The sequence below is a fragment of the Paenibacillus sp. R14(2021) genome, from assembly GCF_019431355.1.
Taxonomy (GTDB): Bacteria; Bacillota; Bacilli; order Paenibacillales; family Paenibacillaceae; genus Paenibacillus_Z.
Genome location: NZ_CP080269.1, coordinates 2,010,170 through 2,024,591 on the forward strand (window position 1 = coordinate 2,010,170; position 14,422 = coordinate 2,024,591).

At 53.9% G+C, this 14,422-nt stretch carries 14 protein-coding genes; 2 read left to right on the forward strand and 12 right to left on the reverse strand.

From position 1 onward, the window contains the following. Positions 1–54: 54 nt before the first annotated feature. Positions 55–1,386, reverse strand: coding sequence for an ArsB/NhaD family transporter (locus tag KXU80_RS09505; RefSeq protein ID WP_219837942.1), 1,332 nt, complete (start codon positions 1,384–1,386; stop codon positions 55–57). A 134-nt stretch (positions 1,387–1,520) separates the two neighbouring features. Between KXU80_RS09505 and KXU80_RS09510 the strand changes: the two genes are divergently transcribed. Further along, entirely contained in the window at positions 1,521–1,922 is a 402-nt protein-coding gene (locus tag KXU80_RS09510) for a TIGR04086 family membrane protein (RefSeq protein ID WP_258171335.1), read from the forward strand. Between the two features lie 101 nt (positions 1,923–2,023). After that, entirely contained in the window at positions 2,024–2,887 is an 864-nt protein-coding gene (locus KXU80_RS09515) for a phosphatase PAP2 family protein (RefSeq protein WP_219837943.1), read from the forward strand. A gap of 66 nt (positions 2,888–2,953) precedes the next feature. Here KXU80_RS09515 and KXU80_RS09520 read toward each other — a convergent pair whose 3' ends face one another. The 11 genes from KXU80_RS09520 to KXU80_RS27965 form a co-directional block, all read right to left on the reverse strand. Beyond that, positions 2,954–3,814: a DUF421 domain-containing protein gene (locus KXU80_RS09520; protein ID WP_219837944.1), complete on the reverse strand. Its 861-nt coding sequence runs from the start codon at positions 3,812–3,814 to the stop codon at positions 2,954–2,956. 160 nt (positions 3,815–3,974) lie between these two features. Then, positions 3,975–4,301 carry a preprotein translocase subunit YajC gene (gene yajC / locus KXU80_RS09525; protein ID WP_219837945.1) on the reverse strand — a complete coding sequence of 109 codons (327 nt, stop codon included), beginning with the start codon at positions 4,299–4,301 and terminating at the stop codon, positions 3,975–3,977. Between the two features lie 18 nt (positions 4,302–4,319). Continuing rightward, positions 4,320–5,453, reverse strand: coding sequence for a tRNA guanosine(34) transglycosylase Tgt (gene tgt / locus KXU80_RS09530; RefSeq protein WP_219837946.1), 1,134 nt, complete (start codon positions 5,451–5,453; stop codon positions 4,320–4,322). A 24-nt stretch (positions 5,454–5,477) separates the two neighbouring features. Continuing rightward, on the reverse strand, positions 5,478–6,524 hold the full coding sequence (gene queA / locus KXU80_RS09535) for a tRNA preQ1(34) S-adenosylmethionine ribosyltransferase-isomerase QueA (RefSeq protein ID WP_219837947.1): 1,047 nt from the start codon (positions 6,522–6,524) through the stop codon (positions 5,478–5,480). Positions 6,525–6,530: 6 nt separating this feature from the next. After that, complete coding sequence (locus KXU80_RS09540) at positions 6,531–8,702, reverse strand: SpoIID/LytB domain-containing protein (RefSeq protein ID WP_258171336.1); 2,172 nt, start codon at positions 8,700–8,702, stop codon at positions 6,531–6,533. A gap of 16 nt (positions 8,703–8,718) precedes the next feature. Next, positions 8,719–9,171 carry a thiol-disulfide oxidoreductase DCC family protein gene (locus tag KXU80_RS09545; RefSeq protein ID WP_219837948.1) on the reverse strand — a complete coding sequence of 151 codons (453 nt, stop codon included), beginning with the start codon at positions 9,169–9,171 and terminating at the stop codon, positions 8,719–8,721. Continuing rightward, on the reverse strand, positions 9,171–10,223 hold the full coding sequence (gene ruvB / locus KXU80_RS09550) for a Holliday junction branch migration DNA helicase RuvB (protein ID WP_219837949.1): 1,053 nt from the start codon (positions 10,221–10,223) through the stop codon (positions 9,171–9,173). The genes KXU80_RS09545 and ruvB overlap by 1 nt, the downstream gene beginning before the upstream one ends. A 20-nt stretch (positions 10,224–10,243) precedes the next feature. Continuing rightward, the gene (gene ruvA, locus KXU80_RS09555; protein WP_219837950.1) at positions 10,244–10,876 is read right to left on the reverse strand and encodes a Holliday junction branch migration protein RuvA; all 633 of its coding nucleotides are present in this window, start codon (positions 10,874–10,876) and stop codon (positions 10,244–10,246) included. Next, positions 10,873–11,376 (reverse strand): crossover junction endodeoxyribonuclease RuvC, encoded by a 504-nt coding sequence (gene ruvC / locus KXU80_RS09560; RefSeq protein WP_219837951.1) that lies wholly within the window; start codon positions 11,374–11,376, stop codon positions 10,873–10,875. Before ruvC ends, ruvA begins: the two co-directional genes overlap by 4 nt. 184 nt (positions 11,377–11,560) lie before the next feature. Further along, entirely contained in the window at positions 11,561–12,232 is a 672-nt protein-coding gene (locus tag KXU80_RS09565) for a BofC C-terminal domain-containing protein (protein WP_219837952.1), read from the reverse strand. Positions 12,233–12,356: 124 nt separating this feature from the next. After that, positions 12,357–14,258 carry a LysM peptidoglycan-binding domain-containing protein gene (locus tag KXU80_RS27965; protein ID WP_258171337.1) on the reverse strand — a complete coding sequence of 634 codons (1,902 nt, stop codon included), beginning with the start codon at positions 14,256–14,258 and terminating at the stop codon, positions 12,357–12,359. Between the last annotated feature and the right edge of the window lie 164 nt (positions 14,259–14,422).

Below are 14,422 nucleotides of genomic sequence, written 5' to 3' on the forward strand. Positions count from 1 at the left end.
TACACCTATTGTCACCTGCTGGACAAGACGTCATACGAAGGGCTTCATTCGAATTTATGGTAACAGGAACAGATACACGTAAACGGTGGACAGCATGAGTGCGAGCAGCGTGAGCGGTGCTCCGATTTTCAAAAACTCCATGTAGCTGAACCCTTTATTCTCTCTCGCCGCCATGCCGGCCACGATGACGTTCGCGGTTGCGCCAATCAATGTTCCATTGCCTCCCAAGCACGCGCCAAGCGACAGCGACCACCATAGCGAATTCATCAGCTCCGGATTCCCTGCTGCATTTATTTCCTTGCCCATGTCCTGGATAAGCGGAATCATCGCAGCCACGAATGGAATGTTGTCAATGGTCGCGGAGGCGATGCCGGATACCCACAGGATGAGCATAGCGGTATAGGGGATATCGCCGGAAGTGATTTCCAGCGTCCGAGCCGCCAAATTCTCGATCACACCGGTTTCAACTAATCCACCGACCAAGATAAATAATCCGATAAAGAAAAAAATCGTCTCCCATTCTACGGCGTCGAACGCTTCCTCTGCCTGCTCCTTCTTAACGCCGATCAGCATGAGCAGCATGGCACCGGAAAGCGCAACAACGGCGGCCTCCACGTGGAGTACGGAATGCAAGACAAATCCGGTAATGGTTAACAGTAGGACAGCAATGGACTTGCGCATGAGGGCGGGCTGCTTGATATACGATTTCGCATCGAGCGCCATTAATTCGGCTTTGTCCGCTTCTTGGGCAACGAGCTGCTTGCGATAATACCAGACGAGCAGGAGAATCGTCACCAGCATGACGATGATGATAATCGGAGACAAATTAACCAGAAAATCATTAAACGTCAGCCCAGGATTGGCCGAACCGATCATAATATTAGGCGGGTCTCCGATTAATGTTGCCGTCCCTCCGATATTGGAGGACATGATTTCAGTAATCAGGTACGGTACCGGGTTTAATCTCAGCATTCGGGTAATCGAGAGCGTCACGGGTACGACGAGCAATACCGTCGTCACGTTGTCCAGGAAAGCGGAGGCGACCGCGGTCAGCAGCCCCAGCGCCACCAGTATTCGCTTGGGATCACCTTTAGCTGCTTGCGCCGCTTTAACGGCAGCATATTGAAAAATGCCTGTTTTATTCGTAATTCCAACCAGAATCATCATTCCGATCAGAAGAAAAATCGTTCCCCACTCCACGTGCTCCGAGAAAGCCGTACGCGCATCCACGATTCCGAAAATCATCATCACTGCGGCCCCGCTTAGCGCGACGACTGCTCGATTCATTCGCTCCGTTATGACAACAGCGTAAGTAATGAGAAAAATAATGACCGTCAATATAATTTGCCAGTTTGCTTTCTCGCTGACAACGAGTATGTCATGCATGGCTGAGCTCCTCCCTTATGTGTCTTCATATTATAACGGACCCTAGCGAGGGGCGTCCAACTTGTACTAATCCCGCCAGCTTGACCATATGTTGTAATAATCATGAACATGAAACGAATAATTGGAGGGATCCCATGAAACCGATTAACGCGATCAAAAATGTCCCCAAGGTTCACGTTACTTCGCCGCTTCTCTCAGGCATGCTTTACGCCTCTTTTTGGCTGGCGGCCGGAGCGCTGCTCTTAGCTGCGTTTCTAAGGTGGGGAAGTATGCAGGAAACGGAGCTTCCGATGTACAGCATGATGGTACATGGCTGCGCCTCGCTTGCGGGCGGATTTGTTTCGGGGCGTCGTTCGAGTCAGCGCGGCTGGTATTTCGGCGGCATGCTCGGCATCGCGTACGGCATTCTTGTCCTGCTCATCGGCTTTCTTGCCAGCAATACAGGCTTCAGCGGCAGAACATTGACCATGCTGGTCGAAACTTTCTTATGCGGCGCCTTCGGCGGCATGGTTGGCGTAAATACGAAGCGCTCCTAATTGGATTCGGCATGCCTGGAATTTGTAATCCTCCCTTCAAAGTGTGTTATACTAAGGCGTGCCAAAACCATGCAGCATCATTTAGGAGGAAATAAAGGATCATGACTTTGTTTGACAACATGACGACGGTTGCGATTTATACGACTTTAACCGTCATTGTGCTGATTTGGTACGGAGCTGCTTACAATCCATTCAAAATCGGCGGTTTATTTGTAAAAGAGATGATTTTCAGCCGCAAATATCTGTTCCATTTTGCAGCTTTGATTCTAATTCTTTTCTGTAATAAGTTTGAGCTGTCTATCGAGAAAAACATAACCAACACCTATGATTACGCCAACCTATTCCAATCCATCGAAGGCAACTTCGTCGCGAATCTGCAGCATACGTTCCAGAGCGAATGGCTTACGCCTATTCTCGCATTCATGTACGTTGTCGTCTTTCAGGCCTTGCTCATTGCTTCCATCGGTATTTATACAAAGCGCAGCGAAAATAAGGTCATGTTCTACGCGACGTGCTACGCCATTATGATGAACTATCTGATCGCCATACCATTCTACTTGTTCCTTCCCGTGAGCGAGGTTTGGTACCATGATCCGCAGCATGTCAGCTTCCTGATGCTGAAGGTGTTCCCGGATTTCGAGAATCAATATCGGGCCCTCTCTGGTCTCGACAATTGCTTCCCGAGTCTGCATACCTCTATTTCCGTTACGCTCGCAATTCTGGCGGTACGTTCCGGCATCAAAAAATGGGCCTGGTTCTGCTGTATCAGCGCCGTCGTTATTATCTTCACGATCTTCTATCTCGGCATCCACTGGCTGATCGACATGTGCGGCGGACTTGTTCTCGCAACGATCGCTTCCACAGTCGGCATCCGGCTCAGTACAATACAGTGGTCCCTTCGGGGACGACGCGGAAATGTCATTCCGCAAGCACCCGTCAATTACCTGCGCGAGGACGCGAAATAGGCATAAACAAAACGAAAACGACCGTTGTTCTCAGGCATCACTGCCTGTTGAATAACGGTCGTTTTATTATTGATAGATAAGCGGCCGTACATCATCAATGAGCTGCTGCAGCGTCTTGGAGCAAGCCGCATACTGCTGCTTCTCCTTCTCGTCGTCCGTTAGCAGACCGTACATCTCCATGTCCGCCTCGCATTTCTTCAGAGCTGCAAGCAGCGCAGCCTGATTCTGGCTCTTTGGCTGCTTTATCTTGTCATCATAGAGATCGATATAGAGGGAACCAAAGTTATCGATTTGCGCTAAAAACACTTCCTCGACCTTTACGTTCGATTTCTTCAACTCTTTCGTCAGCCACTGCTCGTTGTAACCTGTTGAGGACAGCGGCTCCAGCAGCACTTTCCCGTCCATGATAACGGTTTGCGGCTCATGCTCCGTTGCAACCTTAATACCTAGCTGATTCGGCGTAAGCGGTTGATGCTCCGACTTAAGCATCACGTTGATTGCTCCGCTTGCTTCCATAATCGCAAACTCCACGTCAGCCGGCTTGAACACGTCCTTCTTCCTGAGCTGCTGAAGCAGCTCGTCCGTCGTAATACGCTCCTTCTTCATATTGCGCTCCAGCACTTTCCCCTTCTGTATCAGAACCGTCGGCTTGCCGTCAATCCAGTTCCGCACCCGCTTGCTCTTCATTTGCAGCAGCTCAATACCGAGCGAGATCGCGACCCACACGCCTAAGGAGACCATGCCCAAGTACCATTTCGCATCCGTATCCAAGGAAATATAACCAGCCAAATTACCAATCGTAATACCCGTAATATACTCAAATACGGACAACTCCGTTACCTGCCTCTTGCCCAGCAGCTTCGTCATCAACAGTAAAAAAATAACCGCCGTTAACGTCCGAAGTGTAATTTCCAGCCATCCAGCCATATCGGCTCCACCTCCAGCTCCATTGTCATCGTATAGTATTCGCCGCGATGATGGAAGCTATGAATGCCGGTTCTTTAATTCGCAAATAAAAGAAGCCGGACAAGCAGAAGATTTCGGTCTTCTGCTTGTCCGGCTTCCATGCTGTTTTGATCTCAGGCGATTAGCCTTTGATTTCTTCCGCCTTCTCGTCTTTCACCATGACTGGCGTTGCCGACGATACGGCTGCACTTGAGGAAGACACCGTATTGATCGCACTGCGGTCAAACGTAATCTTAGTAGAATCGTTGACGCGAAGTACGACGGAATCGTCGGTAAGCTCAACGATCGTACCGTGCATACCGCCGATCGTTACGATTTTGTCGCCTTTCTTGATCCCGCTCAGCATGGAATTACGCTGTTTCGATTTACGCTGCTGCGGACGAATCAGCAAGAAATAGAATACCGCGAACATCAAAATAAACGGAAGGATAGATGCTGCTCCTGACATTTCAATTCACCCCTTTCCTTAAAATCCTTTACTATTCTCGAACAACCCGTATTTCGCAAAGAATTCATTCCGGAAATCAAGCAGGCGGTCTTCCATAATGGCTTGACGAACGCCTCTCATTAATTCAAGCAGGAAATGCAGGTTATGAATCGTTGTTAAGCGAATGCCGAATGTTTCGTCTGCCTTAATCAAGTGACGAAGATAAGCACGCGAGTAGTTGGTGCAGGTGTAACAGCTGCATTCCGGATCCAGCGGACCAAAATCATCCGCAAACTTCGCATTCCGGATCACAAGTCTGCCTGAGCTGGTCATCGTCGTGCCATTGCGGGCAATACGTGTCGGAAGGACACAGTCAAACATATCAATGCCGCGAATCGCCCCATCCAGCAGCGCATCCGGTGAACCGACCCCCATCAAGTAGCGAGGCTTGTTCGCCGGCAGCAGCGGAACCGTACAATCCAGTACATTGTACATCAAATCCTTCGGTTCTCCGACGCTGAGACCACCAATAGCATACCCCGGGAAATCCATGGAAGTCAACTCGGTCGCGCTTTGACGGCGCAGGTCTTCATACATGCCGCCCTGCACAATTGCGAACAAGGCTTGATCATGCGGTCTTGCATGCGAAGCCAGGCAGCGCTCTGCCCAGCGTGTCGTCCGCTCGAGCGATTGTTTCACGTAATCATATTCGGCAGGATACGGCGCGCACTCGTCGAAGGCCATCATAATATCGGAGCCCAGCGCATTTTGGATTTCCATCGCTTTCTCCGGCGAGATGAACATTTTGTCACCGTTCAAGTGGTTGCGGAATTCAACGCCTTCTTCTTTGATCTTACGCATGTTGCTCAAGCTGAATACTTGGAAACCGCCGCTGTCCGTCAGAATCGGACGATCCCAGTTCATGAACTTATGCAGGCCGCCCGCTTGGCGGACGATCTCATGTCCAGGGCGAATAAACAAATGATAGGTATTGCTCAAAATAATATGAGCATCCATCGTCTTCAGCTCTTCAGGGCTGACGGTCTTCACCGTTGCCTGTGTGCCAACCGGCATAAACGCCGGGGTTTCAATGACGCCATGCGGCGTATGAACGCGGCCCAATCTGGCGCCGGTCTGCTTGCAGGTCTTAATCAATTCGTATGTGATTGCCACTTTGCACTCTTCCTCTTTCTATTCCTAGTAAATGAACATTGCGTCTCCGAAGCTGAAGAAGCGGTATTCGCGTTCTACGGCTTCCTTGTACGCCCGCATGATCGCCGGTTGTCCCGCCAATGCGCTGACAAGCATGACAAGCGTAGATTTTGGCAGATGAAAATTCGTAAGCAGGGCGTTCACCAGCTTAAATTCGTAGCCCGGAAATATGAAAATATCCGTCCAGCCGCTGCAGGCTTGCACCTCTTCATACGCAAACCGGGTCGCAACGGTTTCAAGCGTTCGCGCAGAAGTTGTTCCTACGGCAATAATGCGGCCGCCGCGCGACTTCGCATCCCGCAGCAGCGCGGCCGTTTCTTCGCTCAGCTCATAATACTCGGTATGCATCGTATGCTCTTCCACCGTATCGACCGACATTGGCCGAAACGTACCTAAGCCCACATGCAGCGTAATGTAACCGATGCGAACGCCTTTCGCTGCCAGCTGTTCCAGGAACGGCTTCGTGAAATGAAGCCCTGCCGTTGGGGCAGCCGCGGAGCCTTCATGCTTCGCATATACGGTCTGGTAACGCTCGCGGTCGTCCAATCGCTCTTTAATATAAGGCGGCAGCGGCATCTCGCCAAGCCTGTCGAGCAGCTCATTGAATATCCCGGCATAATGAAACGCGATTTCCCGCGCGCCCATCTCGCCTTCGCCGACTACCGTAGCCCGGAGCAAAGGCTCGCCTGTGCCATCGTCGCCAAAAGCCAGCTGGGCGCCGATCTTAAGCCGTTTGCCCGGCTTCACCAGCGTCTCCCATCGGTCGTCAGCCAGCTGCTTCAGCAGCAGCAGCTCTACTTTCGCGCCCGTATCGGATTTCACGCCGAGCAATCTAGCCGGCATTACGCGTGTATCATTCAATATCAACGTATCACCGGCTTGCAGCAGGTCCGCGAGCTTCGTGAAGCCATGGTGCTCCACTTTGCCGTTTTCCTTACTCAACGTCAGCAGCCTCGACGAAGTACGATCCGCTAACGGCGTCTGCGCAATGAGATGCTCCGGCAGTTCAAAATCAAAATCATTTACATTCATAAGTTGTCATTCCTTAACGATCTTCGCGTCTTTATAGTAGTATTGCAAAATATATTTGTAGTCATACCCAAGTTCTGACAGTCCTCTTGCTCCATACTGCGATAAACCCACACCATGTCCGTTGCCATGCCCGACAAAGCGGAACGATGGCGCCTTCGTAGCTGCCCGGACATTGCCGCTGCCATCCATAATAAAGAAGTTGGCATCTTTTAATTCCTTGCTCTGACCGTCACCGCCGAGCACGTACATCGCGCTGCTGTCGGCTGGCCGCTCTCTCGAGGCGCCATTGGCACCGGCAATCGTTACCCGCGCTGTCTCATCGATCGTAAACAAAGTGCTAGGCAGCCCGCCGAATGCCGCCCGGAAGCCGTCAGGCGTCTTAACGCCCAGCTTCTGTCCATTAACTTTAATTTCAGTTGGCCGTCCGGACGGCCCCGACTGGCTGATCTCAAGCGTTGCGATCGGGCCGGCGATCGGCTTCGTCAGCTTGCCCTGCGTCAACGCAAGCAGCGCTTCAGGCGAATACGCGCCTCTAACCCAGGACATTTCATTAGACTGCGTCACTTTCTCCAGCATGACAACGAGCGTCCCGCGGTTAACGGTATCGACCACTTGAACATTGTCCTGCACAAGCGGTATGGGCCGCACCTTCGAGCCGTCCGTCTTCACGCGCAGAATGGCTTGTCCAACTTCATTCTTCTGTGCGGTATCCTCCAGCAGATCCTCGCGAATATAGCCGACACGGCTGTTCGGAAGGACGACGCGGAACCATTTATACAGCCCCTTCTCCGACGACTCGTCCGGACTTGACACGCTCTTCAAATAATCGACGGCGCTTCCCCAGATCTCTTCGGCAGCTGCTGTGTAACCGCCAGCACTTGAGGCGAAGACAGTATTAATCACTTTGCCGTTATACATGGCCACTTCGCCGCGCGTGGCTTCAACCGCCGCGATCGTAGCCGGCTTCTCCGCACCTATGCCGCCGTATGCTTGGCTGAGCGTCGTATCGACGACATGCGCAATTTGAAATCCGAAGCCTTGGTACAAGGCATAGGTCCGCGCAGCAACGGCTTGGGATTTCAACGCTTCTGCCGGCCAAGAAGACGGCATTTCGCCGCCGACGACGGAGTAAACATACTGCTCGAACGGGAGCTCGTTAATGACCGCCATCTTGCTGCCAAGCGCGCTGACCTCGAACGCGCCGCGGTAACTTCGATTGTAACGCTCGGTCAGCTTGATCCCAGACGCGGCTGTCGTCGACAGCCAGAGCTTGGCTCCTGAAAGCGGTACGGAGTATAGCGTAACCGGCGGCTTCGAAGCGGATTCCGCAGTCGAGTAGTCATCGCGGAAGAGAAAGTAAGCAGTGCCTTCATCGCTTGGGCGGAGCGATAGTCCTGTGCTCGCTTGCTGCGCCTGGGTCTTCACCGCGTTAAGCGCCGTCTGATCACTCTCCGCTCCGACCACTACCGTATACACCGCCGCAGCGGCGCCGGTCTGCTTCAATGCCGCGTAAGCCTCGACGCCGGAAGCATTCAAGGCTTGCGCAGCGGCGACCGCATCGCTGCTCGACGGATAGACAGCGCCTGTGTCCAAATGGAGCGGCCCGGTAAGATCCATCTTGCCCGATTTGCCGATCAAGCCCGCGATTACACTGTCCTTGGCCCAGCGGTCGCCGGCCGTCTTCGCTGCGGCAGCCGTCGGATAAGAGCCTTCCGCGACCGCATAGATTTTCCCTCGCGGGTCATAGGCCGTCGTCATCATGCCGGAAGCGCCAAGCGCCTTCAGCCGCTTCATGACGGAGAGCGCCGCCATGTAATCGCCGGTCTCCATCAGCTTCGGCTTATAGTCATCCAGCGTAAACCGGATCGTCTCCCCGGCGCCTGTCTGAAATATTGGCACAACGCCGGCAGGCTGACGAATGCCGACCTGCAAGGATGCCGCGGAGCTGAACGTCGCCGCAGTTGTATTCAAGCTGTATTTGCTCGTATTGAGAAAAATGCCGACTCGGATCGTATCCATGCTCGGAACGGCAGCGCCTTCCGAGGGAAGCGACGTCCACACGGACAAAGCCGTAACGCCAACCGCCAAAATCGTAATCGTTCGCAGCATCTTCGGCAGCCGGAACAAACCCGGCGCACGCAACTTCGTCTCATTATCCTGAACGCTTACGCCATTCATCGGCTCGATCGTCCTCCTATTGCTTTTTCGCTCCGGGCAAGGTGCATACACCTTCATGACAATTCTCGTCCGTCTTGCCGAACCAATCATAGCGTCTAGCCGCTATGAACCGGTATAACGCGTCAGCTGCCCCGCGTAATCCGGGAACCCGATACAGGGGAGCCAGCCATTTCAGCCCTCTAACCGTACGCAAAATGCGAACGACGCCGGCAGCTCCGGCATGGAGGGTGCCGTCCATTTCCACGACATGCATTTTCGTCAGAAGCTGGTCATTGGTTACAGCCGAAAGAACGGGAATCGTCTCATACGTTTCCTCTAAAGATTGTACGGGAATAAACCGCAGTACAGCGGTTGATTGCAGCTCTTTCAACCGGCGCACGCTGGCTAAGCATAAATTGCACGTGCCGTCGTACAGCACAATCAGCTTCTCGCGCCTCTCTTCTTCATCCTGTTTCCGCTTTGCAGCCATCAGACGATGCCGCCTCCTTCTTCCGCACTCTCGGCCTCAGCTGCAGCCCCCTGCTCTTGAGGCACGGGTAGTCCCAAATGCCGATAAGCAAGCGGCGTGACCATTCGTCCGCGCGGTGTCCGCTGCAGAAATCCAATCTGCATCAAGTACGGTTCATATACATCTTCAATCGTTTGCCCTTCTTCGCCGATGGTCGCCGCGATGGTATCAAGTCCGACAGGACCGCCCCGATAGATCGTAATCATCGCCCTAAGCATCTTATGGTCGATGCTGTCCAGACCAAGCGGATCTACTTGGATCAAGCCAAGCGCGGACCGAGCCAGTTCATGCGTTACGATGCCGTCACCGCGCACCTGAGCGAAATCTCGCACGCGCTTGAGCAGCCGGTTCGCGATACGCGGCGTGCCCCGCGAGCGCATGGCAATCTCTCGCGCAGCCTCTCCGATGACGCTGACTCCGAGGATTTCCGAAGCGCGAGATACAATGTAAGACAGCTCATCCACGGAATAGAACTCCAGCCGGCTGACGACGCCGAATCGGTCGCGCAGCGGCGCTGAGAGCAGCCCAGCGCGGGTCGTGGCGCCGATCAGCGTGAACGGCGGCAGCTCAAGCCGCACGGAGCGCGCGCTCGGGCCTTTACCGATCATAATATCCAGCGCGAAGTCCTCCATGGCCGGATACAGCACTTCCTCCACCGTCCTGTGCAGCCGATGAATCTCATCAATGAACAGGACGTCGCCTTCCTGCAAATTCGTCAACAATGCAGCAAGATCGCCTGGCCGTTCAATCGCAGGGCCGCTTGTCGTGCGCAAATTCACGCCCAGCTCATTCGCAATAATATTGGACAGCGTCGTCTTGCCGAGTCCCGGAGGACCGTACAGCAGAACGTGGTCCAGCGCTTCCTTACGAAGCTTCGCCGCCTCGATAAATACTTTCAGGTTCTCTTTCACCTGGGATTGACCGATATATTCGGATAGATAGCGGGGACGCAAACTGAGCTCCACCGCTTGATCTTCCATCATGAGGTTGGCGGAAATAATCCGATCGTCCATTCACGCTTACCCCTCTCCCGCTAGCCTTTAAACAATTGCTGCAACGCCCTCTTCATCAAGGCGTCCACTGTTTCATTCGGAACTTCCGTTGCTTTCATTCCCTGCCAAGCACGGTCGAGCTCAGCAGCCGTATAGCCAAGCGCCATAAGCGCTTCGCGCGCCTCCCGCCAGTTCAGTCCGCCTTCCGCGAACATATCTTTGCTTCCAGCATCCTCCAAGACGATGCCTGCTGCCGCAAAGCTGAAACCGCCCGGAATGGCGTCCAGCTTGTCTTTCAAATCCAGCACCATCCGCTGCGCGGTTTTCTTGCCGATGCCGGGCAGCTTCGTCAGGAACGTCAGATTCTCCTGCTGGATCGCGGCTGCAATCGTCTCAGGCTTGCCGCCGGCAAGAATGCCGAGCGCAACGCGCGGTCCGATGCCCGAGACGTCAAGCAGCTTGCGGAACATCGCCTGCTCCTCGCGGCTGGCAAAGCCGAACAGCAGCGTGGCATCCTCGCGGACATGATGATGGGTATAAATCGTAATGATTTCTTCGCTTTTGGCAAACGCATACGGATTGGGCGTAAACACCTGATAGCCGATGTCCCGAACGTCTACCACCACGTATTCCGTATCCAAATGGACAACTCGGCCCTTAACGTAATCGATCACGAACGGTTCACCTCATTTATTTTTTGCGTTAGAACGGATGAATGCGCATGACAAATGGCTACGGCGAGCGCATCGGCGACATCGTCCGGTTTCGGAATCGCGCTCAGCTTCAGAAACATTCGAACCATTTCCTGTACCTGCCGCTTCTCCGCCTTCCCGTAGCCGACGACGGCCTGCTTCACTTGAAGGGGCGTATATTCCGTCACCGGAAGTCCGCGCTGCGCCGCCGCCAAAATGATAACACCCCGTGCCTGGCCGACGGAGAAAGCCGTCGTCACGTTGCGGTTAAAGAACAGCTTCTCCACGGCAACCGTATCCGGCTTGTATCGGTCCATCAAGGCACAGGCCGATTCGTAAACCTGCTTCAGCCGTTCTTCCTGCGGCGTCTTTGCTTCAGTCGTAATGCATCCGTATTGGACGGGAACGAGCTTGCTCCCGATTTTGTCAATGAATCCAAAGCCTACGATCGCGATGCCCGGATCGATTCCTAGTACCCGCAAAGCCTCTTCTCTCCTCATCCAAAATCTGTAATCGTCAAAAATCGGCTTCCACCCATTATAGCAAATGATGCGGCGTATGAGAACACGCGTTTTGTCCTGAGGTACAGGCTAACGCAAAAAGAGACAGCCTGCGCGCAAGCCGTCTCTCTGAAGCTTTCTATTCGAGATGTTATCTCGGCGCTTGTTACAACGTGCGCTTCATGACTTTCTCGGTCCGATCCAGCGCGTAATCGCCGAACGTCGACAGCACGCTGTTGAATTCATCCTTGTCCGAGATGCGGATGCCTCTCATGAGCTCATCGATCCGCTCTTGCGGCAGGCTGCTCTCCATGTAGTTCACATCCAGCTGAAAGAAGGTGCGCAGCACCTTTTCGCGCTTCGGCGAGCCGTCAAACAAGGACAGGTTCCCCTCCTTGTCCAATCCGAAATATGCGCTGCGCTTACAAGCTTCCGACAAATCGTCGATACGCTGCTCCATGACGACTCCACCCTGCTCGTCAAGCACGGCCGTCCACTCCGGATGCTTCCTCATCATATCCAGCGTGTCTTTGGCACTTAAGACGCCGATGTTCTCCGCTTCAATGCCGCAGATGTAAATACGGCGCAGCTTGACCGTTACCTTCGCGCGCTGGTCGCTCAAAGCGGCGATCACGCTTCGTGCGCCGCTTTCAGGCTTGCCTTGAAGTGCGTCGTACGTTTGAACTGCCGCATCGATGCTGCGCGCAGCTGCATTCGCCGGATTCATATTAGCAGCAATAGCCGCCAACATGATTAGAAGACACCCAAGCTGCCACATCGGACGCCGGCTGCGCCGCAGTTTCTGTCTTACCTTTCGCCATAGGCTGAATGCCGCCATGCTGGACTCCCCCCTATTACCTTTTCTGCTATTGTGTCTCTTACAATGGAGAAATATGCATGGCTTCCTCTGCATAATAAAAGCTCCGTCCGCATCGATATCCGATGGCGAACGGAGCTGTGTATTAACCGTTAATCCACGGCAGGCTGCCGCGCCGTTTCTGCTTAACGGTACGCGTTTGCCGGACGACGACTTTCTTTACCGGTTTGCGAGGTGCCGCTGCCTTGCTCGGCTCCGGAAGCTCGAAGCTTTCTTCGTCTTCCTGTACTTCTTCTTCATCCTCGCGCTTATCTTGGCAGCCGCACTTGCACGGTTTCTTGCCTGGCATTGCCGCTGTGCTTACTGGCGATACTTGACCGTTGCCCATGTAGCCATAGCTGAACTGCGGGCCAACATTTGCCGGCGATACCATCGAAGGATTGTAGCCGTAGCCACCCATTGGACCCATGCTCTCTGGCGATACCATCGAAGGATTGTAGCCGTAGCCACCCATCGGACCCATACTCTCTGGCGATACCATTGACGGATTATAGCCATAGCCGCCCATCGGTCCCATGCTCTCCGGCGATACCATCGACGGGTTGTAGCCGTAGCCGCCCATTGGACCCATGCTCTCTGGCGATACCATCGACGGATTATAGCCATAGCCGCCCATTGGACCCATGCTCTCCGGCGATACCATCGACGGATTGTAGCCGTAGCCGCCCATTGGACCCATGCTCTCCGGCGATACCCAATCAGGTCCGCAGTCTTCGTCGCTGATTGGACTTACCATCGGCGATCCCCAGCCATAGTTTGGAGCCCCCCACGGCAAGCCGGCCGTCGATTCGGCTGGACTAACCGCGGTAGGATTCGTCTGCGGATACCCGTAGCCGCCTCCCGTCATTGCCGGTGACACTGCCGTCGGCATGCCGTAGCCGCCTGTCATTGCCGGAGATACCGCTGTCGGCATGCCGTAGTCGCCCGCCATTGCCGGAGATACCGCCGTCGGCATACCATAACCTCCCGTCATTGCTGGGGATACCGCCGTCGGCATACCATAACCTCCCGTCATTGCCGGGGATACCGCCGTCGGCATACCGTAACCTCCCGTCATTGCCGGCGACACCGCGGTCGGCATTCCATAGCCGCCCGTCATTGCCGGGGATACCGCTGTTGGCATTCCATAGTCGCCCGTCATTGCCGGCGACACCGCCGTCGGCTGACTGTAGCCGTAGCCGCTGTGAACCGGCGATACTGCCGTCGGCTGGCTGAACCCGTAGCCGCTGTGAACCGGCGAAGGCATGTCATGCAAAGACATGACTTCCGTTGCCGGTACGCCATATTGTATAAACAAATCGATGTTTTGCTCATAGGTATGTTGGTGAACGGGGTATTTCTTCTCCACTACCGCCGCAGGCTTCTGAACGACTTCCGGAGCAGGTGCTGGAAGCGGCGTCGGTACAGGTGTCGGCTCTGGAGCTGGAATTTCTTCCTCAACCGGCAGTTCAAACTCCGGCATAGGCATTGGTGTCGGTACAGGCGCAGTATTCGCTTTCGGACCTGTCGGCTTCTTGCCAGGAATAAGCGGCAGCGGTGCCGTCGACATTTTACCCATCAGGCCATGAACGCTCTGCATCACCGATGTCGGGTGCAGCTTGTGGTGGCCGCCCCCCTCGTGATGGCCTTGACCGTCATTCATGTCAGGCATTGAGCTCGGTGAGCTTGGTTTCGGCACGTTGACAATTTCGCCGGTAAGCAGCACGTTCGGATTTTTAAGCTGCGGATTCGCCTTAATCATATCTCCGAGCGGCACTCCCCATGCTTTGGACAGCTTCCAAAGCGTATCGCCCTGCTGTACGACATGCTGATGCATAATTTCCATGTTCCCTCCGTTAGACGCCGGCACTTTAATTTTCATGCCGATTTCAATCTGGTCTGGATTTGTAATGGTAGGGTTAAGCTGCAAAATTTCTTCCTGCGAAACATTGTACTTCTGCGCAATCAAGTACAGCGTGTCGCCTTTTTTTACAATATGGATTTTCACCCGCCAATAACCTCCTGTCACGTTTACGTCTGGGGAAGACGCAGTAAACGCCCGTTATCAATCCCTACATCCTATGCATGATATGGGCGAGTGTCACCCTTCTTCATAAAAAAAAATTGGAGTCCCCTGGGTACGATGCCCAAGCAGAACTCCAATTTCCGTTT